Source organism: Stenotrophomonas sp. YJH_SMC_133, assembly GCF_059370655.1.
This window is the reverse complement of record NZ_JCAFTW010000007.1, coordinates 99816-120281: the sequence shown is the minus strand read 5'-3', so window position 1 is coordinate 120281 and position 20466 is coordinate 99816. Positions and strand designations below refer to the sequence as shown.

At 67.2% G+C, this 20466-nt stretch carries 15 protein-coding genes, 3 tRNA genes and 1 pseudogene; 10 read left to right on the top strand and 9 right to left on the bottom strand.

Annotated features, from left to right (window positions below):
- Positions 1–91: 91 nt before the first annotated feature.
- Genes AC5P78_RS11670 through AC5P78_RS11660 form a run of 3 tightly spaced genes read left to right on the top strand, consistent with a single transcriptional unit; the run spans position 92 to position 4727 of the window.
- Positions 92–1336: an efflux RND transporter periplasmic adaptor subunit gene (locus tag AC5P78_RS11670; RefSeq protein WP_099527861.1), complete on the top strand. Its 1245-nt coding sequence runs from the start codon at positions 92–94 to the stop codon at positions 1334–1336.
- Positions 1333–3291, top strand: a complete 1959-nt coding sequence (locus tag AC5P78_RS11665; protein WP_005412764.1) for a MacB family efflux pump subunit — start codon at positions 1333–1335, stop codon at positions 3289–3291. The genes AC5P78_RS11670 and AC5P78_RS11665 overlap by 4 nt, the downstream gene beginning before the upstream one ends.
- Positions 3288–4727, top strand: a complete 1440-nt coding sequence (locus AC5P78_RS11660) for an efflux transporter outer membrane subunit (protein ID WP_111197984.1) — start codon at positions 3288–3290, stop codon at positions 4725–4727. The genes AC5P78_RS11665 and AC5P78_RS11660 overlap by 4 nt, the downstream gene beginning before the upstream one ends.
- On the opposite strand, the gene AC5P78_RS11655 is transcribed toward AC5P78_RS11660, so the two are convergent.
- From AC5P78_RS11655 to rnr, 4 genes and pseudogenes are all read right to left on the bottom strand, one after another.
- Entirely contained in the window at positions 4699–4932 is a 234-nt protein-coding gene (locus AC5P78_RS11655; protein WP_024957861.1) for a hypothetical protein, read from the bottom strand. The genes AC5P78_RS11660 and AC5P78_RS11655 overlap by 29 nt on opposite strands.
- A gap of 30 nt (positions 4933–4962) precedes the next feature.
- The gene (gene rlmB / locus AC5P78_RS11650) at positions 4963–5706 is read right to left on the bottom strand and encodes a 23S rRNA (guanosine(2251)-2'-O)-methyltransferase RlmB (RefSeq protein WP_005408775.1); all 744 of its coding nucleotides are present in this window, start codon (positions 5704–5706) and stop codon (positions 4963–4965) included.
- A 151-nt stretch (positions 5707–5857) separates the two neighbouring features.
- Positions 5858–6340 carry a GFA family protein gene (locus AC5P78_RS11645; protein ID WP_005408774.1) on the bottom strand — a complete coding sequence of 161 codons (483 nt, stop codon included), beginning with the start codon at positions 6338–6340 and terminating at the stop codon, positions 5858–5860.
- Positions 6341–6434: 94 nt separating this feature from the next.
- Positions 6435–8663 (bottom strand): annotated as a pseudogene (rnr, locus tag AC5P78_RS11640) (ribonuclease R); the annotation flags it as partial.
- 359 nt (positions 8664–9022) lie between these two features.
- On the opposite strand from rnr, the gene AC5P78_RS11635 reads away from it, so the two are divergent.
- Together AC5P78_RS11635 and AC5P78_RS11630 are read left to right on the top strand one after the other, a co-directional pair.
- Positions 9023–9107, top strand: a tRNA-Leu gene (locus tag AC5P78_RS11635).
- 204 nt (positions 9108–9311) lie between these two features.
- Positions 9312–9396, top strand: a tRNA-Leu gene (locus tag AC5P78_RS11630).
- A gap of 56 nt (positions 9397–9452) precedes the next feature.
- Here the strand turns inward: AC5P78_RS11630 and AC5P78_RS11625 are convergent.
- Positions 9453–10199: a sulfite exporter TauE/SafE family protein gene (locus AC5P78_RS11625; protein WP_033834104.1), complete on the bottom strand. Its 747-nt coding sequence runs from the start codon at positions 10197–10199 to the stop codon at positions 9453–9455.
- Positions 10200–10298: 99 nt separating this feature from the next.
- Between AC5P78_RS11625 and AC5P78_RS11620 the strand changes: the two genes are divergently transcribed.
- The 3 genes from AC5P78_RS11620 (at position 10299) to AC5P78_RS11610 (ending at position 11936) form a co-directional block, all read left to right on the top strand.
- On the top strand, positions 10299–11198 hold the full coding sequence (locus tag AC5P78_RS11620; protein WP_111197981.1) for a LysR family transcriptional regulator: 900 nt from the start codon (positions 10299–10301) through the stop codon (positions 11196–11198).
- Positions 11199–11248: 50 nt separating this feature from the next.
- A tRNA-Leu gene (locus tag AC5P78_RS11615) sits at positions 11249–11333 on the top strand.
- Positions 11334–11657: 324 nt separating this feature from the next.
- Complete coding sequence (locus AC5P78_RS11610; RefSeq protein ID WP_049395927.1) at positions 11658–11936, top strand: hypothetical protein; 279 nt, start codon at positions 11658–11660, stop codon at positions 11934–11936.
- Between the two features lie 111 nt (positions 11937–12047).
- On the opposite strand, the gene emrB is transcribed toward AC5P78_RS11610, so the two are convergent.
- Genes emrB through emrR form a run of 4 tightly spaced genes read right to left on the bottom strand, consistent with a single transcriptional unit; the run spans position 12048 to position 16768 of the window.
- Positions 12048–13634 (bottom strand): multidrug efflux MFS transporter permease subunit EmrB, encoded by a 1587-nt coding sequence (gene emrB, locus AC5P78_RS11605; RefSeq protein WP_005408769.1) that lies wholly within the window; start codon positions 13632–13634, stop codon positions 12048–12050.
- A gap of 7 nt (positions 13635–13641) precedes the next feature.
- Positions 13642–14823 carry a multidrug efflux MFS transporter periplasmic adaptor subunit EmrA gene (gene emrA / locus AC5P78_RS11600; RefSeq protein ID WP_005408768.1) on the bottom strand — a complete coding sequence of 394 codons (1182 nt, stop codon included), beginning with the start codon at positions 14821–14823 and terminating at the stop codon, positions 13642–13644.
- Between the two features lie 11 nt (positions 14824–14834).
- On the bottom strand, positions 14835–16328 hold the full coding sequence (gene emrC / locus AC5P78_RS11595) for a multidrug efflux transporter outer membrane subunit EmrC (RefSeq protein WP_033834101.1): 1494 nt from the start codon (positions 16326–16328) through the stop codon (positions 14835–14837).
- Positions 16325–16768 (bottom strand): multidrug efflux system transcriptional regulator EmrR, encoded by a 444-nt coding sequence (gene emrR, locus AC5P78_RS11590; RefSeq protein WP_099523437.1) that lies wholly within the window; start codon positions 16766–16768, stop codon positions 16325–16327. The genes emrC and emrR overlap by 4 nt, the downstream gene beginning before the upstream one ends.
- Before the next feature lie 172 nt (positions 16769–16940).
- Here emrR and AC5P78_RS11585 point away from each other — a divergent pair, with 172 nt between their 5' ends.
- The gene (locus tag AC5P78_RS11585) at positions 16941–17822 is read left to right on the top strand and encodes a helix-turn-helix domain-containing protein (RefSeq protein WP_005408765.1); all 882 of its coding nucleotides are present in this window, start codon (positions 16941–16943) and stop codon (positions 17820–17822) included.
- A gap of 59 nt (positions 17823–17881) precedes the next feature.
- The gene (gene parC, locus AC5P78_RS11580; RefSeq protein ID WP_005408764.1) at positions 17882–20125 is read left to right on the top strand and encodes a DNA topoisomerase IV subunit A; all 2244 of its coding nucleotides are present in this window, start codon (positions 17882–17884) and stop codon (positions 20123–20125) included.
- Positions 20126–20466: the final 341 nt, after the last annotated feature.

The window sequence follows — 20466 nt, the reverse complement described above, 5'->3', positions numbered from 1 at the left end:
GAGACATACCCCGAGGATTGAGCCGCCTGTCGCCCGGTCTTCACAATGCCCACCAACGCCGCCGCCGCGGCCCCGAGAGTGAAGCCACGACGTGACGTTCCGCCTGTTGCCCGCGACCCGCCGTGGTCGCTTGATACTGATCGCCCTGCTCGCCCTCATCGTGGCCGTCGCCGCCTGGTGGCTGCTGCGCAAACCCGCCGCCCCGGCGGTGGCGACCACGCCGGTCAGCCGCGGCGACATCGAGCAGACCGTGGAAGCCACCGGCGTGATCGACGCCTACAAGCTGGTCAGCGTCGGCGCGCAGGCCTCGGGCCAGATCAAGTCGCTGAAGGTACAGCTGGGCGATACCGTGAAGGAAGGCGACCTGATCGCCGAGATCGATGCCACCACCCAGCAGAACCAGGTGCTCAACGCGCAGGCTTCGCTGGACCAGGTCACCGCCCAGCGCGCCGTGCAGCAGGCCACCCTGCGCCAGGCCGAACTGGAGTTCGCACGCCAGCAGCAGATGCTGGCGGCCGAGGCCACCTCGCGCCAGGAATACGATGCCGCCGAAGCACAGCTGAAAACTGCCCGCGCCCAGCTGCAGTCCTACGAGGCGCAGATCAAGGGCCGCCAGACCGAGCTGGGCACCGCCCGCGCCAACCTGGCCTACACCCGCATCACCGCGCCGATGGATGGCACCGTGGTGGCGGTGGTGGCCGAGGAAGGCCGCACCGTGAACGCCAACCAGACCGCGCCCACCATCGTGATGCTGGCGCGGCTGGACGTGGTCACGGTCAACGCCGAGATCTCCGAGGCCGACGTGGTCAAGATCAAGGCCGGCATGCCGGTGTACTTCACCACCCTGGGTGACCCCGACCGCAAGTACCACGCCACGCTGCGCCAGATCAATCCGGCGCCGGCCTCGATCGCCAACGAGAACTCGTCCAGCTCCAGCAGTTCGTCCAGCTCCAGTTCCAGCAGCGCGGTCTACTACAACGCGCTGTTCGACGTGGAAAACCCGGACGGCACCCTGCGCATCGACATGACCGCGCAGGTCTCGGTACTGCTCAAGCAGGCCAAGGACGTGCTGATGGTGCCGGCGGTGGCGCTGGGACCGAAGCGCCGCGGCGACGAGCGCATGGTGAGGGTGCTGGACGACAAGGGCCAGCCGCAACCGCGCAAGGTCACCGTGGGCATCAACAACGGCGCCTCGGCCGAAATCCTGTCCGGGCTGAAGGAAGGCGAACGCGTGGTGGTGGGCGAAGCCAGTGCGGCCGGTGCCAGCGCCGGCGGCGGCAACCGCGGCGGCATGCAGATGCGGGTCGGCGGCCCGGGCATGGGTCCGCGCCGATGAGCACGAAGGCGCCGCTGCTGCGCCTGCGCGACCTGCGGCGCGAATTCCCGGCAGGCGATGATGTGATCGCCGTCCTGCGCGACGTCAACCTGGATATCCACGCCGGCGAGATGGTGGCGATCGTCGGCCAGTCCGGCTCGGGCAAGTCGACGCTGATGAACATCCTCGGCTGCCTCGATCGCCCTACCCGCGGCAGCTACCAGGTGGCCGGCCGCGAAACCGGCAGGATGGCGCCGGATGAACTGGCCGAACTGCGCCGCGAGCATTTCGGCTTCATCTTCCAGCGCTACCACCTGCTGGGCGACCTGGATGCGCGCGGCAACGTGGAGGTACCGGCGGTGTATGCCGGCAGCCCCGGCCCGGTGCGCAACGCGCGTGCCGAGCAGCTGCTGCAGCGGCTGGGCCTGGGCGACCGCATGCACCACAAGCCGGGCCAGCTGTCCGGTGGCCAGCAGCAGCGCGTGTCGATCGCACGTGCGCTGATGAACGGCGGCGAGGTGATCCTGGCCGACGAACCGACCGGCGCGCTCGACACGAAATCCGGCGAGGAAGTGATGGCGATCCTCGGCGAGCTGCACGCCGAAGGCCACACCATCATCATCGTCACCCACGACATGAGCGTGGCCGAACACGCGCAGCGCATCATCGAAATCCGCGATGGCGAGATCATCGCCGACCGCACCAATCCGAACGCACCGACCTACCGCGCGCAGCGCGAGGCCAGCACCGGCGTGGCCCGCGGCAACAGCTGGCGGGCAGCCCGTGACCGCTTCACCGAAGCGTTCCGCATGGCCCTGCTGGCGATGAACGCACATCGGCTGCGCACCTTCCTGACCATGCTCGGCATCATCATCGGCATCGCCTCGGTGGTCTCGGTGGTGGCGCTGGGCAATGGCTCGCAGCAGCAGATCCTGCAGAACATCAGCGCGCTCGGCACCAACACCATCGACGTCTATCCCGGCCGTGGTTTCGGTGACATGCGCTCGGCGCGGGTACAGACGCTCAAGGCCAGCGATGCCGATGCACTGGCAAAGCAGAGCTACGTGGACAGCGCCACCCCCAGCGTGTCGACCTCGGTCACCGCGCGTTACCGCAACCAGTCCTCCACCGCCCAGGTCAGTGGCGTCGGCGAGCAGTTCTTCCGGGTCAAGGGCGTGACCCTGCTCAGCGGCAGCTTCTTCGATACCGACGCGGTGAAGGGCCTCGGCCAGGTGGCGGTGATCGACGAGAACACCCAGACCCAGTTCTTCCCCGATGTAGATCCGGTCGGCCAGGTGATCCTGCTCGGCAACGTACCGGCACGCGTGGTCGGCGTGGCCAAGCGCCAGAGCTTCGGCTTTGGTGGCAGCACCAGCCTCAGCGTGTGGGTGCCCTACACCACGGTGATGTCGCGCATGCTCGGCCAGAGCCACGTTTCCAGCATCACCGTGCGCGTGGACGACGACACGCCGATGGATGCGGCGCAGGAAGCGATCACCCGCCTGCTGACCCTGCGCCACGGCACCGAGGACTTCTTCCTCAGCAACAGCGCAGAGATCCGCCAGACCATCGAGCAGACCACGCGCACGATGACCCTGCTGATCGGCGCCATCGCCGCCATCGCGCTGCTGGTCGGCGGCATCGGCGTGATGAACATCATGCTGGTCTCGGTGACCGAGCGCACCCGCGAAATCGGCGTGCGCATGGCGGTGGGGGCACGGCAGAGTGACATCCGCCAGCAGTTCCTGATCGAAGCGGTGCTGGTGTGCCTGCTCGGTGGTCTGCTCGGCATCGGCCTGGCCCTGCTGCTGGGCTCGATGATCGGCCGCTTCGCCAGTGACTTCCAGGTGCTGTTCTCCACCGCCTCGATCGTTGCCGCGTTCGCCTGCTCGACCCTGATCGGCGTGGCATTCGGCTTCCTGCCCGCGCGCAACGCCGCGCAGCTGGACCCGGTGGAGGCCCTGGCCCGCGAATGAAGATGATGACCCGACTGCCCTTCCCTGCTCCCTCGCGCCTGCTGCTGGTGGGCGCTGTTCTGCTTGCCCTCTCAGGCTGTGCCTCGGTGGGCCGCTACCCGGTGCAGGCCCCCGACGTGGCGGCCAGCTACGGCCGTGGCGATGCCACCCTCAACGCACCGGCCGACGATCCGCGCAGCAGCCTGGATACACCGGGCCGCGACATCCGCCAGGACAGCTGGTGGACGGGCTTTGGCGATGAACGACTGAACCGCCTGGTGGCGCAGGCGCTGGCCGCCAACAGCGATCTGGCCGCCGCTGGCCTGGCCGTGCAGCGGTCGCGCCTGCAGGCCGGCCTGGCCAGCAATGCGCTGTGGCCGCAGCCTTCGTCGTCCGGCGTCAGCGGCAATGCCAGCCGCGCCACCGACCAGGCCGACGACTGGCGACGCAGCTATTCCACCGGCGTCTCGCTGGGCTGGGAGGTCGATCTGTGGGGCCGTCTGCGCACCCAGCGCGACATCGCCCGCTGGGAAGCCGAGGCCAGCGAGGAAGACCGGCAGAACACCGCGCTGCTGGTGATCGGCGACACCATCACCCAGTACTGGAACCTGGCCTATCTCAACCAGTCCATCGCCACCGGCCAGGCCAACCTGGAGCGGCTGGAGCGCACCCGCGACCTGGTGCAGGCCCGCTTCGACGCTGGTGCGGTATCGCGCCTGGAAGTGCGCCAGGCGCTGCAGAACCTGCAGTCGCAGCGTTCCTCGCAGAGCGCGCTGGAACAGCAGCGGGTGGAGGTGCGCAATGCATTGACCGTGCTGCTGGACGGCACGCCCTGGCCGCAGCAGGACGAACCGCAGGACCTGCTGGGCGCACGCAGCCCCGGGATCAACGAAGGCCTGCCGGCCGAGCTGCTCGGCCGCCGTCCCGACCTGCGCGCGTCCGAACTTCGCCTGCGCAACAGCCTGAAGACCATCAAGGTGACCGCTACCCAGTACTACCCGGCGCTGAGCCTGACCGGCAGCCTCGGCTCCAGTGCAACGTCGCTGGGTGACGTGCTGCGCAACCCGGTGGCCACGCTGGGCGCCGGCCTGTCGCTGCCGTTCCTCAACCTGCAGCGCGCGCAGCTGGATACCGACATCGCCGGCACCAGCTATCAGATCGCCGCGACCAATTTCCGCAGGACGCTGTACACCGCGCTGTCGGAAGTGGACAACGCGCTGTCGGCACGCGAGCAGCTGGCGCGCCAGGTGGCGGCCTCGCAGGCGTCGTACGACGAAGCAGTGGAAGTGGAGCGCGCGCAGGAAGTGCGCTACCGCGTAGGTGCCACCGACCTGCGCACCTGGCTGGAAGCGCAGCAGACCCGGCGTGATGCCGAGCTGTCGCTGGCGCGCGTGCGCCAGGGCCAGCTGAACAACGACATCACCCTGTTCAAGGCACTGGGCGGCAGCGCGGGGTGAGGCGGCAAGGGCGCCAACCCGGGTTGGCGACTACCCGGTGGGTGTCGACCTTGGTCGACACGGCAACGACCCGGTAGGTGTCGACCTTGGTCGACACGGCAACGACCCGGTAGGTGTCGACCTTGGTCGACACGGCAACGGCCCGGTAGGTGTCGACCTTGGTCGACACGGCAACGGCCCGGTAAGTGTCGACCTTGGTCGACACGGCACATGGAAAAGGGAACCGACCCCGAAATCAACCGCGCTGGCGCACGGCCTCGAACAGGCTGACGCCGGCGGCGACGGAGACGTTCAGGCTCTCGATCTCGCCCGGCATCGGGATCTTGACCAGGCCATCGCAGTTCTCGCGGGTCAGGCGGCGCAGGCCATCGGCCTCGCCACCCAGCACCAGGGCGATGTTGCCCTTCAGGTCCAGCTGGTACAGCGACGCAGTGGCTTCGCCGGCCAGGCCGTAGATCCACACGCCCTGCTTCTGCAGGTCCTTCAGGCAGCGCGACAGGTTGGTCACCGCCACTACCGGAATGAGATCGGCGGCACCGGCCGAAGTCTTGCGCACAGTGGCATTGACCGTGGCCGACTTGTCCTTGGGGATGATCACTGCAGTGGCGCCGGCCGCGGCGGCCGAGCGCAGGCAGGCGCCCAGGTTGTGCGGGTCCTGCACTTCGTCCAGCACCAGCAGCAGGGCCTTGCCCTCGGCTGCGGTGACCAGGCCCTCCAGCTCGTTCTCGCTGTAAGTGCGGGCGGCGGCATAGCGAGCGGCCACGCCCTGGTGGCGTACCGAACCGCCGACACCGTCCAGCGCCTGGCTGTTAACCTTGCGCACGTCGATGCCCTTGCGGCGGGCGTTTTCCTCGATCTCGGTCAGGCGCGGGTTCTTCGCACCGGCCTCGACCAGCACTTCGCGGACGTTCTCGGCGTCGTTCTCGATGGAGGAGGCGACGGCGTTGACGCCGACGATCCACTGGCTGTTCTTGCTCATGCGGGCGGGGACCGGAAAGGGGGTGGCTATGGTAGAGCATCGGCGGGCCGGGCGCTGCGGCGGGGCCCCTGTTGAGCCGAGCCTGCGCTCGCTGCCGGGCTGAGGCCGCGGCGACCTGCCAGCCGAGCCTGGGCTCGGCGCTACAGGGGCGTTACCGGCTGCGCGGCGGCCAGTGCGGCGTGTCGTGGTCCGGGTGCTGATGGGACACGATGGTGGCCAGGAACTCCAGCGCCGCGATGTCTTCCTCGGTACGACGGGCCGGCAGGCTGGCCAGCGTATCGACGAACGGCAGCTTGCGCTCGACCCCGTACTGGATCGTCGGCGGCAGGCGCTCGGGTTCGTCAAAGGCGCCGGCCGCCACCGCCACGCCGTCCGGCGCCTCGTAGCTCAGCGGCGTACCGCAGTCGGCACAGAAGCCCCGGCGCACCACGTTGGAGGACTGGAAATAGCGCGGCTGGCCACGGGTCCAGCTGAACTGCACGCCACGCACCGACACCAGCGGTGCGTAGTAGGCACCGAAGGCCTTCTGGCACATCCGGCAATGACAGATCGAACTGTCGGTCAGCGCGCCACGCACCTGGAAGCGGATCGCGCCGCACTGGCAGCCGCCACTGTATTCGGGTTGGCCTTGCATGCGATGTCTCCTGGTGGTGCCGGCCGCTGGCCGGCAACCCGTCGGTGCCGAGGGTGCCATGGATGCCGGCCAGCGGCCGGCACTACCACGGTCATCAGTATTTCTCTTTCTTCCGCTTGGCCGGCTTGCCACGCTCCGGCAGCGGCGGCAGGCCATCGCCTTCGTCCTCGCCCTTGTGTTCGACCAGGCGGAAGTCGATCTTGCGCTCTTCCATGCTGGCCTTCAGTACCAGGATCCGCACGCGGTCACCCAGCCGGTAGCTGCTGCCGCGGCGCTCGCCGGTCAGCGTCTTGCGCGTGGCGTCGAACTTGTAATAGTCCTGCGGCAGCTGGGTCACGTGCACCAGGCCCTGCACCTTCGACTCGTCCAGCTCCACGAACAGGCCGAAGCTGGTCACGCCGCTGATCACGCCATCGAACTGGCCACCCACGTGCTTTTCCATCCACGCCGCGCGGTAACGCTCGTCGACCTCGCGCTCGGCTTCATCGGCACGGCGCTCGCGCTCGGAGCACTGCAGCGCCAGCGCGGCCATTTCGCGCGCGTTGTAGGTGAACTTGTCCAGCGGCTTGCCGGACAGCGCGTGCTTGATCGCGCGGTGCACCAGCAGGTCGGGGTAACGGCGGATCGGCGAGGTGAAGTGCGCGTACGCCTCCAGCGCCAGGCCGAAGTGACCGTGGTTTTCCGGGCTGTAGATCGCCAGACTCTGGCTGCGCAGCAGCACCGATTCCAGCAGCGTGGCATCGGGGCGGTCGCGGATCTTCTTCAGCAGCTTGGTGTAATCGCCCGGGCGCACCTTCGACCACGGCGGCAGGCTCAGCTTGAACTCCTTGAGGAATTCCAGCAGGTCGGCGTACTTGGTTTCCGGCGGCTTCTCGTGGATGCGGTACGGGGCCGGCACATGGCGCGACAGCAGGTACTTCGCCGCCTCCACATTGGCCGCGATCATGCATTCCTCGATCAGCTTGTGCGCGTCATTGCGCACCAGCATGCCGGCCTGGGTCACTTCACCGCGGTTGTCCAGCACGAAGCGCACTTCGCTGCTTTCGAACTCGATGGCGCCACGCTTGGCACGCGCCTTGGACAGGACCTTGTACAGCTGGTGCAGGCGCTGCACCTGCGGCAGCAGGTCGCCCATCCAGGCCTTGGTATCGGCATCGTCCTCGCCCACCGCCTTCCACACCTGGGTGTAGGTCAGGCGCGCATGCGAGTTCATCACCGCTTCGTAGAAGCGCGAATGCGTGACCAGGCCGTCGCGGTCGATCTGCATGTCGCAGACGAAGCACATGCGGTCGACCTTCGGCATCAGCGAACAGATGCCGTTGGAGAGCGTCTCCGGCAGCATCGGCACCACGAAGCCCGGGAAGTACACCGAGGTGGCACGCTTCTGCGCCTCTTCGTCCAGTGGCGTGCCGGGCCGGACGTAGTTGGAGACATCGGCAATCGCCACCACCAGCCGGAAGCCATCGGCATTCGGCTCGCAGTACACCGCGTCGTCGAAGTCCTTGGCATCCTCGCCATCGATGGTGACCAGCGGCATGCTGCGCAGGTCCACGCGGTCGCCGATCATCGCCGGCTCAACCACCAGCGGCACCGAGGCGGCTTCGTCCAGCACTTCCTGCGGGAACTCGAATGGCAGTTCATGGCCGTGGATGGCGGTCTCCACCACCAGCGAAGCGGTCAGCTTGTCGCCGAGCACGGCGATGATGCGGCCGATCGGCGGGCGACGGCTGTCCGGCGCCTGGGTCAGTTCGCAGACCACCAACTGGCCGTCGCGCGCACCACCGGTCTGGTCCGGCGGCACCTGCACGTTGCGCTGCACGCGCTTGTCGTCGGGCACCACGTAGTTGATGCCCATCTCGATGCTGAAGCGACCGATCAGGCGGGTCATGCCGCGCTCCAGCACGCGGGCGATGCTGCCTTCGCGGCGGCCACGGTGGTCGATGCCGGTCACGCGGGCCAGCACCTTGTCGCCGTGCATGACCTTGCGCATTTCATACGGCGGCAGGAACAGGTCGTCGCCGCCCTCGACCGGGCGCAGGAAGCCGAACCCCTCCGGGTTGGCGATCACCACGCCGGTGACCAGGTTCAGGGTCTGGATCGGGGCGAAGCCGCCGCGGCGGTTCTGCACCAGCTGGCCGTCGCGGACCATGGCGCCGAGCCGGCGCGACAGTGCTTCGGCACGGTCCGGGGCGGTCAGGCCCAGGCGTGCGCCCAGTTCCTCTGCCGTCTGCGGCCCTTCGCAACGCTCCAGCAGGGCCAGGATGGCTTCGCGGCTCGCGATGGGCTGTTCGTACTTCTCTGCTTCGCGGGCGGCATAGGGATCGTCGATCACCTTGCCGGTCGGCGGCAACTTGCGGCCCGGGGCCGGGCCAGGTGCGTCGCTGCTGCGGACCTTGCGGCCACGCGGCGGTGCACCGCCTTCATTCAATTCAGGGAACCAGCCCGGCAACGGCTTGCCCGGCTTGGTGGCGCGGGCCGTGCCCGCCTTGGCGCCCTTCTTCGGGGCCTGGCTGCGGGAGGTGCTCCCGCCCTTGCTTGGTTTTTTGGTAGTCATCGCCCTACATGGTAGCCGTTGACGGCGTGCAGAACGGGTCAGTGGCCGTCTTGAAGGCCTTGCGTGAAAAATATTCAGGAAGTCGTTGACAGCCTGCGGATTCATCTTCACAATTGCGCCTCTGGAACGCCCAGGTGGCGGAATTGGTAGACGCACTAGTTTCAGGTACTAGCGGGTAAAACCGTGGAGGTTCGAGTCCTCTCCTGGGCACCAACAAAAAACTCCTCGCTTCGGCGGGGATTTTTTTTGCCTGCAATCCAGCAGCGGGGCCGAATGCCTTTCCGAAGGGAAGGGCTCCGACCCCAAGCGAGTGAGATGGGGTCAGCGCCCGCTCCGCACGCGAAACGGGATCCGACACCGGATCCAGAAAAAGTGTTGACACCCCCGTAACAACACCCCATAATTTCGCTCCTCGACGCCCAGGTGGCGGAATTGGTAGACGCACTAGTTTCAGGTACTAGCGGGTAAAACCGTGGAGGTTCGAGTCCTCTCCTGGGCACCACGTCGAGAATGAGAAAAACCCGCGAGAGCGGGTTTTTTCATGCCCGGAATCCGGCATCAGAGCAGCGGCCGCAGCACCAGTTCCAGCCCGAGCAGCAGCAGGAAACCCAGGAAGCAGCCCCGGAACACCCGCGCACTGATGCGCTGCCGGATCACCTGCCCCAGCCACATGCCCAGCAATGCCGGCAGCACCGCCAGCGCACTCAGCCCCAGCTGCTGGATGCCGAATGCGCCGTGCAGCACCAGACCGGCGGTCAGCGAAATCGTTGACACCGTGAACGCCAGCCCCAGCGCCTGCACCAGCTCCTCGCGCTGCAACCCCAGCGACTGCAGGTACGGCACCGCCGGCATCACGAACACGCCGGTGGCGCCGGTCACCACGCCCGACAACGCCCCCACCAGCGGCCCCAGCCAACGCTCGCGCCGCTGCTGCACGCGGAACACCGGCGCAAGCAACGCATAGGCGGCATAGACCACCAATGCCACGCCCAACGCAACGCGCGACCAAGTGCGATCGACCCGCACCAGCAGCGCCGCCGAGCCCAGCGTCACCACCACCACGGCCAGCATCATCGGCCACAGGCGCCGCACGATACGGTCCAGTGACGGCCCGGACAACAGCTGCCACGCATTGGTGACGAAAGTGGGAATGAACAGCATCGACGCTGCCGCCACCGGCGACAGCGTGCTGCCCAGCAGCCCCATCGCCACCGTCGGCAACCCCATGCCAGTCACACCCTTGACCACACCGGCCAGCACGAACACCGCCACCAGCAGCACGTAGAAGTACATTGATTCATTCATGCCTTCATTGGATCGGCCGGCCGCTCGGCGCACAATGCGGTGTTTCCGGCCTTGCCTTCGGCTGATCCGAAGGCGCAGCCGTTGCGATGAGGGCATCACATGCGGATGGATATCGCCGACCTGCGCCTGTTCCTGGCGATTGCCGAGGCGGGCAGCATCACGGCCGGCGCAGCGCAGGCAAACCTGGCACTGGCGTCGGCCAGCGAACGCCTGCGCACGATCGAAGCCGATGCCGGCACCGCGTTGGTGAACCGGCACCCCCGCGGCGTCAGCCTGACCGAAGCCGGCGCCGCCCTCGCCCACCATGCACGATTGATCCTGCAGCAGCAGGCGCAGCTGCGCGGTGAACTGCAGGCGTTCGCGCACGGCGCGCGCGGCACCCTGCATCTGTATGCCAACACCGCAGCACTGACCAACTACCTGCCTTCGCGGCTGGCACCGTGGCTGGCCGAACGCCCGCGCCTGCACGTGGAACTGCTGGAGCGCACCAGCCCCGAAGTCGTGCGTGCGATCAACGCTGGCCAGGCCGAAGCCGGCATCATCAGTGATGCGGTCGACGCTGCCGGCCTGCAGCAGCACGTGGTCGCCGAAGATCCACTGGTGATGCTGCTGCCCGCGGAACACCGCTTCGCATCGCGGCGCAGCGTGGCCTTCGCGGATGTTTCCGGCGAGACCTTCGTCGCGCTGGCCGACGGCAATGCACTGCAGGCCTACATCGAAGACCAGGCACGCGACATCGGGCGACGCCTGGACGTGCGCATCCGCATGAAGACGTTCGAAGGCGTGTGCATCATGGTCGGCCACGGCATTGGTGTCGGCATCGTGCCGCGTACCATCGCCCGCCAGCATCGACGCAATACGCGTACTGTTGCGGTTCCGCTTGCAGATGCTTGGGCACAGCGACGCCTGTGCGCCTGTTTCGCCGGATGGGCGCAGCTGTCACCGGCGATGCGCAGCCTGCTGCTTCACCTGGGCGTGCAGCCGCAGAAAAATGTGTGAAATGTTGTTGACACACTCTCTGCCGTCCCGCACAATTCATCTCCTGAGTCGCCCAGGTGGCGGAATTGGTAGACGCACTAGTTTCAGGTACTAGCGGGTAAAACCGTGGAGGTTCGAGTCCTCTCCTGGGCACCACGACTCAAGATGATCAAACCCGCGAAAGCGGGTTTTTTCGTTTCCGGGGTTTGGCGATCCTGGCATCGCAACCGCCACTCGGACTGTCGTATCTCGCACCGTCAGGGCGTCGTCTGCGGGTGCATACCTCCTCCCGGCGCGTCGTCACCGGACCTTGAACGGCCCCCTTTTGGGGCGCATTTCACGTTCCCCGTTCAATTCGTACTTTTCCTAGTCGAGATCCACCCGATTCCTTTTCGGTGGGAGGCAGATTTGCGGGAGCCGGTTGCAGGTGTATCGCCACGACCTGACCAGCGCCCCTCCTCTCCCCCAAAGGACGCACCAATGCAGCGCAGCATCATCTGCCCACACTGCCATACCGGCTCGAACCACGGCGTAAGCGTATGCGTGGGATGCCAGGCCGAGGTCCATTACGGCGCATCAAAGGAGGCCGTAATGCTTGTCTTTGTCGCCGCCATCATCTGCGGCGCACTTGTCGGCAGCCGATTTCAGGCCACTGCCGGCTGGCTCGCATGCGGCGCCGTACTTGCGGCGGGGATCTGGGCCATTTCCCGATTGTCTTCCGACCGGGTGGTGTTCAAACGCGTCTATCGCACGCGCTGAACCTGCGCCGTTGCACCACCCCGAGGGCAATGCCCGCGCGACCAGCGTCGCCCCAACAAAAACCCCGCCTCGCGGCGGGGTCAAAATACAGCACGGTGTTTCCAGGGAGTTTCAGTGTCCACCACCGGCGGCTGCACCCGCACCTGCGCCGAATGGCGGCTTGGCCAGCCACAGGAACGTAATGATCGCCAGGAAGATCCAGCCCAGCAGGAAGAAGATGTCGTTGAAGCCCATCTGCGATGCCTGGTGGTTGATCATGTTGTTCAGTACCGCTGCGCCGTGCTGCAGGTCGCCCTGCCCCATCGCCGTGACCTGGTCCTGCATGCCCGGCTGATAGGCCGAGATATGCTCGGTCAGGTCGGCATGGTGCACCTGGGTGCGCCGCGCCCACAGCCACGTCGTCAGCGACGCCGCGAAACTGCCACCCAGCGTACGCAGGAACGTGGCCAGGCCGGAGCCCGCCGCGATCTCGCGTCCATCCAGGTCCGACAGCAGGATCTGCAGCACCGGCATGAAGAACAGCGCGACGCCGATGCCCATGATCAGCTGTACGCCGGCCACGTGCATGTAGTCCACCTGCAGGTTGAAGTTCGAACGCAGGAAACTGGTCATCGACAACACGATGAACGCGACCGTGGCCAGCATGCGCATATCGAAGCGCGACGCATACTTGCCCACGAACGGGGTCATGATCACCGGCAGGATGCCGATCGGCGCCGTCGCCAGGCCCGCCCAGATCGCGGTGTAGCCCATGTCACGCTGCAGCCACTGCGGGATCAGCAGCGCCACGCTGAAGAACGCCGCGTAGGCCACCACCATCGCCAGCGTACCGGCGCGGAAGTTACGGTGCCGGAACAGCTTCAGGTCAACGATCGGATCCTTGTCGGTCAGCTCCCAGATCAGGAACACCGTCAGCGTCACCACCGCCACGCAGGCCAGCACCACGATCTTCATCGACGAGAACCAGTCCTCGTCGTTGCCCAGGTCGAGGACCAGCTGAAGCGCACCGACGCCGATCACCAGGGTGACCAGGCCGACGTAGTCCATCTTCGGCTTCTCGATCTGCTCCGGGCGCCCCTTCAGCTGGTTGCCCACCACCAGCGCAGCGAAGATGCCCAGCGGCACGTTGATCAGAAAGATCCACTCCCAGCTGTAGTTGTCGGTGATCCAGCCACCGAGGATCGGGCCACAGATCGGCGCAACCACCGTGATCATCGCCAGCAGTGCCAATGCCTGCCCGCGTTTCTCGCGCGGATAGATCGAGACCAGCAGCGACTGCGTGATCGGGTACATCGGGCCGGCCACGAACCCCTGCAGCGCACGCGACAGCACCAGCATGCCCATGCTCTGCGCCAGGCCGCACAGCAGCGAGGTGATGACGAAGGCCAGCGTGGCCCAGACGAACAGCTTGCGTTCGCCGAAACGGCGGCTGAGCCAGCCGGTCAGCGGCAGCGCGATGGCCGTGCTGACCGCGAACGAGGTGATGACCCAGGTCGCCTGCTGCGAACTGGCGCCGAGATTGCCGGCGATGGTCGGCAGCGAGACGTTGGCGATGGTGGTGTCGAGCACCTGCATGAACGAGGCCATCGCCAGGCCCACAGTGCACAGTGCGACGCTGGGCGGCAGGAACCCGGAGGCCGCACCCGGCGCCGCCGGTGCGCCCGGAGCGCCGGGCGCGGCTGGAGCTTGTGCGGACATGGCGACCTCAGCCCACCTTCGCCTGCTGCTGCGGCAAGTTGCCCTGGATGATCGTGTGGATCACCTCGTCGGCATCATGCAGCTGCTTGGCATACACGTCGGTGTCGAACACCGTGCCCTTGGCCGGAGTGCTCGGCAGCACTTCGCCCTTCTGGTCGCGCAGGCTCACTTCAGCCTTCATGGACAGGCCGATGCGCAGCGGGTGTTCAGCCAGCTGCTTGGCATCGATGGCGATGCGCACCGGCACGCGCTGCACGATCTTGATCCAGTTGCCGCTGGCGTTCTGCGCCGGCAGCAGCGAGAAGGCCGAGCCGGTGCCCAGGCCCAGGCTCTGGATGCGGCCCTTGTACTTCACGTCACCGGCATACAGGTCCGACTTCAGCTCCACTTCCTGGCCCAGGCGCATGTGGCGCAGCTGGGTTTCCTTGAAGTTGGCCTCGACCCACATCTGCTCGGTCGGCACCACGGCCATCAGGGCATTGCCCGGCTGCACGCGCTGGCCGACCTGCACCGAACGACGGGCAACGTAGCCGGTGACCGGCGCGACGATGCCAGCGCGGGCGTTGTTGAGGAAGGCCTGGCGCAGCTGCGCGGCGGCGGCCTGCACATCCGGCTGGGTGGCAATGACGGTGTCGTCGACCAGCGCGCGGTTGCGCTCGACGGTCTCGCGCGAACCGGCCACGGCCGCTTCGGCGGCGGCCAGCTCGTCACGGGCGTGGGCCAGTTCTTCGTTGGAAATGGCGCCGGTGGCAGCCAGGTCCTTGCGGCGGGCGAAGTCTTCGCGCACGCGCTTCAGGGTCACCTGGCGGGCGTTCAGGTCCGCCTGCGCGCCTTCCACGCTGCGGTACAGGCCGCGGGTCTGGCGCACCGTCTTGGCCAGGTTGGCTTCGGCCTGCTGCAGTGCCACTGCGGTGTCGGACGGGTCCAGCTGCACCAGCAGCTGGCCGCGCTCCACACGCATGCCGTCATCGGCGTTGATGGCGACCACGGTACCGGCCACCAGCGGGGTGATCTGCACCTGGTTGCCCTGCACGTAGGCATCATCGGTCTCTTCGAACCAACGGCCGAACATGAAGTACCACAGCGCCAGTGCGGCAAGCAGCAGCACGACGATCACGAACAGGCCGCGCAGCAGGTTGCCGCGGCGGTTGGGGGCGGCCGGGGCCGCGGTGTCTTGGGTCTGGCTCATGGCGGGCGTCTTCAGGAATGCGAGGAATCGGAATGGGAGGCGATCGGTGCGCGGTCGGCGTCAGCGGGCTGGAAACCACCGCCCAGCGCCTTGCTCAGGCGCACCGAGGACTGCACCTGCTGCGACTGCAGGCCGGCCAGCTGCTGCTGCGACTGCAGCAGGGTGGACTGCGCGGTCAGCACGTCCAGGTAGCTGCCGATGCCGGCGCGGTAACGCTGCTGGGCCAGGTCGAAGGCCGAGCGTGCGGTATCCACCGCCTGCTGCTGCGAGTGCGCCTGCTGCGCCAGCGAGCGCACCGCGTTGACCTGGTCGGCGACGTCGCGCAGTGCGTCGAGCACGGCCTGGTTGTAGTTGGCCACCGCCAGGTCGTACTGCGCATCGGTGTTGGCCAGGTTGGCGCGCAGCTTGCCACCTTCGAAGATCGGCAGGCTCAGCGCCGGGCCGATGTAGGCGAAGGTGGAGCTGCTCTTCAGCAGGTCGCCCACGTTCGGAGCGACCACGCCGGCCAGCGCGGTCAGGTTGAAGCTCGGGTAGAACCTGGTCTTGGCAACCTTGATCTGCTTGTCGGCCGCTTCAACGCGCCAGCGTGCGGCAACGATGTCGGGGCGACGGCCCAGCAGTTCGCTGGGCAGCACGCCCGGCAGCTGCAGCGCCACCGGATTCAGCGGCTGCGGGCGCTGGATCGACAGGCCACGGTCCGGGCCCTTGCCGACCAGCGCGGCCAGTGCGGTGCGGGCCGCGTCGATCCGCTGCTGTGCGGCCTGCACCTGCTGCTGCGCGGCCGGTACGCGGGCCTCGGCCTGGCGCACCTGCAGATCGCTGTCGATGCCGGCGCGGCGGCGCTGGCGGGTCAGTTCCAGCGACTTCTGCGAACGGGCCAGCTCTTCCTCGGCCACATCATTGAGCTGCCATGCATAGGCGAGGTCGGCGTAGGCCTGGGTGATGCCGGTGGACAGGTTCAGGCGGGCCGCCTGCGCCTCGACAGTGGCGGCGTGCGCGCCGTCCACCGCCGCTTCCCAGGCGGCACGCTTGCCGCCCCACAGGTCCACGCCGTAGCTGAAGTCGAAGGCGACCTGGCTGCTGCCGGCGTAATGGCCACCGATCTCGCTGCCTGCCATCGACTCAGGCAGGCGCAGCCCGGTATAGCCACCGGACACCGACAGGCTGGGCAGCTCATCGGCACGTGCGGTGCCGACCTGGGCCTGGGCCTGGCGCAGGCGCGCGTCGGCGGCGTCCAGGCTCGGGTGGCCGGCCAGGCCCTCGGCGACCAGCGCGTCCAGCTGCGCATCGCCCAGCGCCTTCCACCAGTCCTGCGCCGGGAAGCCGGTGGCGCTGAGGTCGGTGTCGGCCAGAGTGCGTTCGCTGTGCAGGCTGTCCACGTCAAGCACGTGGCCCTGCGGGTTGAGACCACGACTGCTGGCGCAGGCGGCCAGGGCCAGGGCCAGCGCTGACACCAGCAGCGCGCGCCCGGACCGGCGGAGAGTGGAATGCGGGATCGGGTTCATGGGGTCGTCAGGGAATCGCGGATTCGGGTAAGGAGGGACAGCAGCAGCGTGCGCTCGTCGGCGGAAAGATCACGCAGGGCGTAATCCATCACCGCGTCGCCACGCAGCTTCAGCCGCGCCCACAGTGCGCGGCCTTCATCGGTCAGCACGATCTGCAGCGCACGCCGGTCCTGGGCATGCGGTTCGCGGCGGACGCAGCCCAGCGACTCCAGCTTGTCCAGCAGGCGGGTCACCGCACTGGGCACCTGGTCGATGGCCTGGGCCAGTTCGTTGGCCGTGCACGGGGCCATGTGCGAGAGCACCTTCAACCCGATGTAGTGGGTGAAGCCGATACCCAGGTCTTCTTCAGCCATGGACGCGTCAAGTTGCCGGACCAGGCCGTCGCGCACCTGGCGCAGCAGCAGGCCGAAACTGGGGGGAGTGGTTGCAGGACAGATCATGGGGGAGCATTCTCTTCCAAAAAAAATATTTCTCAATGGAAATATTCGATCTGGCATCGAATGCTGTGTTGCAGCAGTGGGCTGGATCAATGAAGGCGCCTACCTTAATGATCTGGTCAGGTGGCCCGGTAGTACAATTCAGCCAATGGATGACACATTTCAGCCAGCGGACATGATGAACAAGGCAGAAATTCCCGCTCCCAAGCGCCTGCTCAGGGACGACGCACTGGATTGGTTCGAGCGCAACGATGGCCCACCGGTGGTCGCTTTCCGCTTTGACAGCCCGCAGGGGCTGGTCCGGGAGGTGGACTGGCACCACCACCAGCGCGCCCAGCTGATCTGTGTCGAGCGTGGCCTGCTGACCACCCGCACCTCGCACGGGACGTGGTCGCTGGCGCCGGGTTCGGCCGGCTGGATGCCGCCGCTGGAGCCGCATACGGTGACCCTGGACGGTCCGCTGCGCGGCTGGGGCATGGCGCTGGCCGCGCCGGCCTGCGCCACCCTGCCCGCCGATCCCTGCGTACTGGGCCTGTCCAAGCTGGCGCAGGCGCTGGCCGACCGCATCTGCGAATGGCCGCTGGGCTATGACACCACGCCCGAGCGCCAGCACATCATCGAGGTGCTGCTGGACGAGATCCGCACCGCGCCGCGCCAGCGCATGCACCTGCCGATGCCGCACGACCGGCGCCTGCTGAAGATCGCCTCGCAGCTGCTGGCCGACCCGTCCGACGAGCGCAGCCTGGCCGAATGGGCGCATTGGGCCGGCCTGTCGCCGCGCAGCCTGACCCGTCACTTCCGCGACGAGACCACGCTCAGCTTCGCCCAGTGGCGGCAACAGGCCCGCCTGTCCGAAGCCCTGCGCCAGCTGACCGATGGTCGCAGCGTGGCCGACATCGCCCATGCACTGGGCTTCAGCAGCGCCAGTGCCTTCGTCACCGTGTTCCGCCGCCACTTCGGGCTGCCACCGGGGCGCTATCTGGCGCGGGCCGGGCATGGCCTCGAAACCGGGCTGGACCCTGCACGTGGCTTGGCATCCCCCGCCGCATCCGGATAATCACAGGATTGCGAGCGGCGACCGCCGTCGCCGCCTCCCGACATAGGTAACAACGCCGCATGACCGAACTTGCCCGCCCCGTGTTCCACGGATTCGAACAACTGCCGCTGCGCGAGTACGCCGAACGCGCCTACCTCGACTACTCGATGTACGTGGTCCTGGACCGCGCCCTGCCGTTCATCGGCGACGGCCTGAAGCCGGTGCAGCGCCGCATCATCTATTCGATGAGCGAGCTGGGCCTGAATGCTGCGTCCAAGCCGAAGAAGTCCGCGCGCACCGTCGGTGACGTCATCGGTAAGTACCACCCGCACGGCGACAGCGCGTGCTACGAGGCGCTGGTGCTGATGGCGCAGCCGTTCTCGTACCGCTACCCGCTGATCGAGGGCCAGGGCAACTTCGGCTCCAGCGATGACCCGAAGTCGTTCGCGGCGATGCGTTACACCGAATCCAAGCTGACCCCGATCGCCGAAGTACTGCTGGGCGAACTGGGCCAGGGCACCACCGACTGGGCACCGAACTTCGACGGCACCCTGCAGGAACCGACCTGGATGCCAGCGCGGCTGCCGCACCTGCTGCTGAACGGCACCACCGGCATCGCCGTGGGCATGGCCACCGACGTGCCGCCGCACAATCTCAACGAGATCGTCAGCGCACTGCTGCACCTGCTGGACAACCCCGATGCGACCGTGCGCGACCTGTGCGAGCACGTGCAGGGCCCGGACTACCCGTCCAGCGCCGAGATCATCACCGCCGCCAACGATCTGCGGAACATCTACGAGACCGGCAACGGCAGCGTGCGTGCGCGTGCGACCTTCAACAAGGAAGCCAACAACATCGTGGTGACGGCGCTGCCGTTCCAGGTGTCGCCGTCGAAGGTGATCGAGCAGATCGCCGCGCAGATGCGCGCCAAGAAGCTGCCGTGGCTGGAAGACATCCGCGACGAATCCGACCACGCCAACCCGGTGCGCGTGGTGCTGGTGCCACGTTCCAACCGCGTCGATGCCGACCAGCTGATGGGCCACCTGTTCGCGACCACCGACCTGGAGCGCAGCTACCGCGTCAACCTCAACGTGATCGGGCTGGACGGCCGTCCGCAGGTGAAGAACCTGAAGATGCTGCTCAGCGAATGGCTGACCTTCCGCAGCAACACCGTCACCCGCCGCCTGCAGCACCGCCTGCAGAAGGTCGAGCGCCGCCTGCACCTGCTGGAAGGCCTGCTGGTCGCCTTCCTCAACCTGGACGAGGTGATCCACATCATCCGTACCGAGGACGAACCGAAGGCGGCGCTGATCGCGCGCTTCGGCCTGTCCGAGGAACAGGCCGAGTACATCCTGGAAACCAAGCTGAAGCAGCTGGCCCGCCTGGAGGAGATGAAGATCCGCGGCGAGCAGGACGAGCTGGCCAAGGAACGCGAGAAGATCCTCGGCATCCTCGACAGCAAGGCCAAGCTGAAGAAGCTGATCCGCGACGAACTGACGGCCGACGCCAAGAAGTTCGGCGACGCGCGCCGTTCGCCGCTGGTGCAGCGCCAGGCCGCGCAGGCCATCGACGAGACCGAGCTGGTGCCGAGCGAGCCGATGACCGTGGTGCTGTCGGAAAAGGGCTGGATCCGTGCCGCCAAGGGCCACGACGTCGATGCGTCCGCCCTCTCCTACCGCGACGGTGATGCGCTGCAGGGCGCGGTGCGTGCGCGCAGCACCCAGCAGGTCGCGTTCCTCGACAGCGAGGGCCGCGCCTACTCGACGCCGGTGCACACCCTGCCCTCCGCGCGTGGCAACGGCGAGCCGCTGACCGGCCGCTTCTCGCCGGCAGCGGGTACCAGCTTCGTGACCCTGGCCAGTGCCGAGCCGGATGCCCGCTTCGTGCTGGCCTCCAGCCATGGCTACGGCTTCGTCACCCGCTTCGAGAACCTGATCGGTCGCAACAAGGCCGGCAAGGCGATGCTGAACCTGTCGTCCGGTTCGTCGGTGCTCACCCCGTCGATGGTCGCCAACGTGGCCACCGACCGCATCGTGGCGGTGACCAGTTCCGGCAACCTGCTGGCCATCGCCGCCAACGACCTGCCGGAACTGGACAAGGGCAAGGGCAACAAGATCATCGAGATCCCGAAGGCCAAGCTCGCCACTGAACGCGTGGTCGCCATCGTGGCGATCAGCCCGGGGCAGACCCTGCAGGTGCGCAGCGGCCAGCGCACGATGGGGCTGAAGTTCAACGAGCTCGACGCCTACCTCGGCGCCCGCGCCACCCGCGGCCACCTGCTGCCGCGCGGCTGGCAGAAGGTGGAAGGGCTGTCAGTGGAATAAGGGCTGGGCCCTGCCCCTGGTGGGTGTCAACCTTGGTTGAGGTGGGTGTCAACCTTGGTTGACACGCATTACCCCGGCAAACGCCAACCTCGGTTGGCGTTTTCGATCCCAATGGGGTCAGAGCCGTTTTCGTTGAAAACGGATCCGACCCCGGACACGAAAAAGCCGGGGCATTCCCCGGCTTTTTCGTTGTCGGCTGGCGGGCGATGGAGCAGCTGGCTGGCGAAGGCTGGCTGGCGGTGCTCCGGTGCTGGCGGGCGACAGAACGCTGTGCTGCTGGTAGAGCCGACCGCTGGTCGGCTGCTCTTTTGCTCCTGGTAGAGCCGACTGTCAGTCGGCTG

Excerpts from the sequence above, each read along its gene's own strand:
- AC5P78_RS11660 (WP_111197984.1), top strand. The coding sequence starts at position 3,288 with ATGAAGATGATGACCCGACTGCCCTTCCCTGCTCCCTCGCGCCTGCTG.
- emrA (WP_005408768.1), bottom strand. The coding sequence starts at position 14,823 with ATGAGCCAGACCCAAGACACCGCGGCCCCGGCCGCCCCCAACCGCCGC.
- AC5P78_RS11665 (WP_005412764.1), top strand. The coding sequence starts at position 1,333 with ATGAGCACGAAGGCGCCGCTGCTGCGCCTGCGCGACCTGCGGCGCGAA.
- AC5P78_RS11625 (WP_033834104.1), bottom strand. The coding sequence starts at position 10,199 with ATGAATGAATCAATGTACTTCTACGTGCTGCTGGTGGCGGTGTTCGTG.
- AC5P78_RS11620 (WP_111197981.1), top strand. The coding sequence starts at position 10,299 with ATGCGGATGGATATCGCCGACCTGCGCCTGTTCCTGGCGATTGCCGAG.
- emrB (WP_005408769.1), bottom strand. The coding sequence starts at position 13,634 with ATGTCCGCACAAGCTCCAGCCGCGCCCGGCGCTCCGGGCGCACCGGCG.
- AC5P78_RS11610 (WP_049395927.1), top strand. The coding sequence starts at position 11,658 with ATGCAGCGCAGCATCATCTGCCCACACTGCCATACCGGCTCGAACCAC.
- AC5P78_RS11645 (WP_005408774.1), bottom strand. The coding sequence starts at position 6,340 with ATGCAAGGCCAACCCGAATACAGTGGCGGCTGCCAGTGCGGCGCGATC.
- parC (WP_005408764.1), top strand. The coding sequence starts at position 17,882 with ATGACCGAACTTGCCCGCCCCGTGTTCCACGGATTCGAACAACTGCCG.
- rlmB (WP_005408775.1), bottom strand. The coding sequence starts at position 5,706 with ATGAGCAAGAACAGCCAGTGGATCGTCGGCGTCAACGCCGTCGCCTCC.
- emrC (WP_033834101.1), bottom strand. The coding sequence starts at position 16,328 with ATGAACCCGATCCCGCATTCCACTCTCCGCCGGTCCGGGCGCGCGCTG.
- emrR (WP_099523437.1), bottom strand. The coding sequence starts at position 16,768 with ATGATCTGTCCTGCAACCACTCCCCCCAGTTTCGGCCTGCTGCTGCGC.
- AC5P78_RS11585 (WP_005408765.1), top strand. The coding sequence starts at position 16,941 with ATGATGAACAAGGCAGAAATTCCCGCTCCCAAGCGCCTGCTCAGGGAC.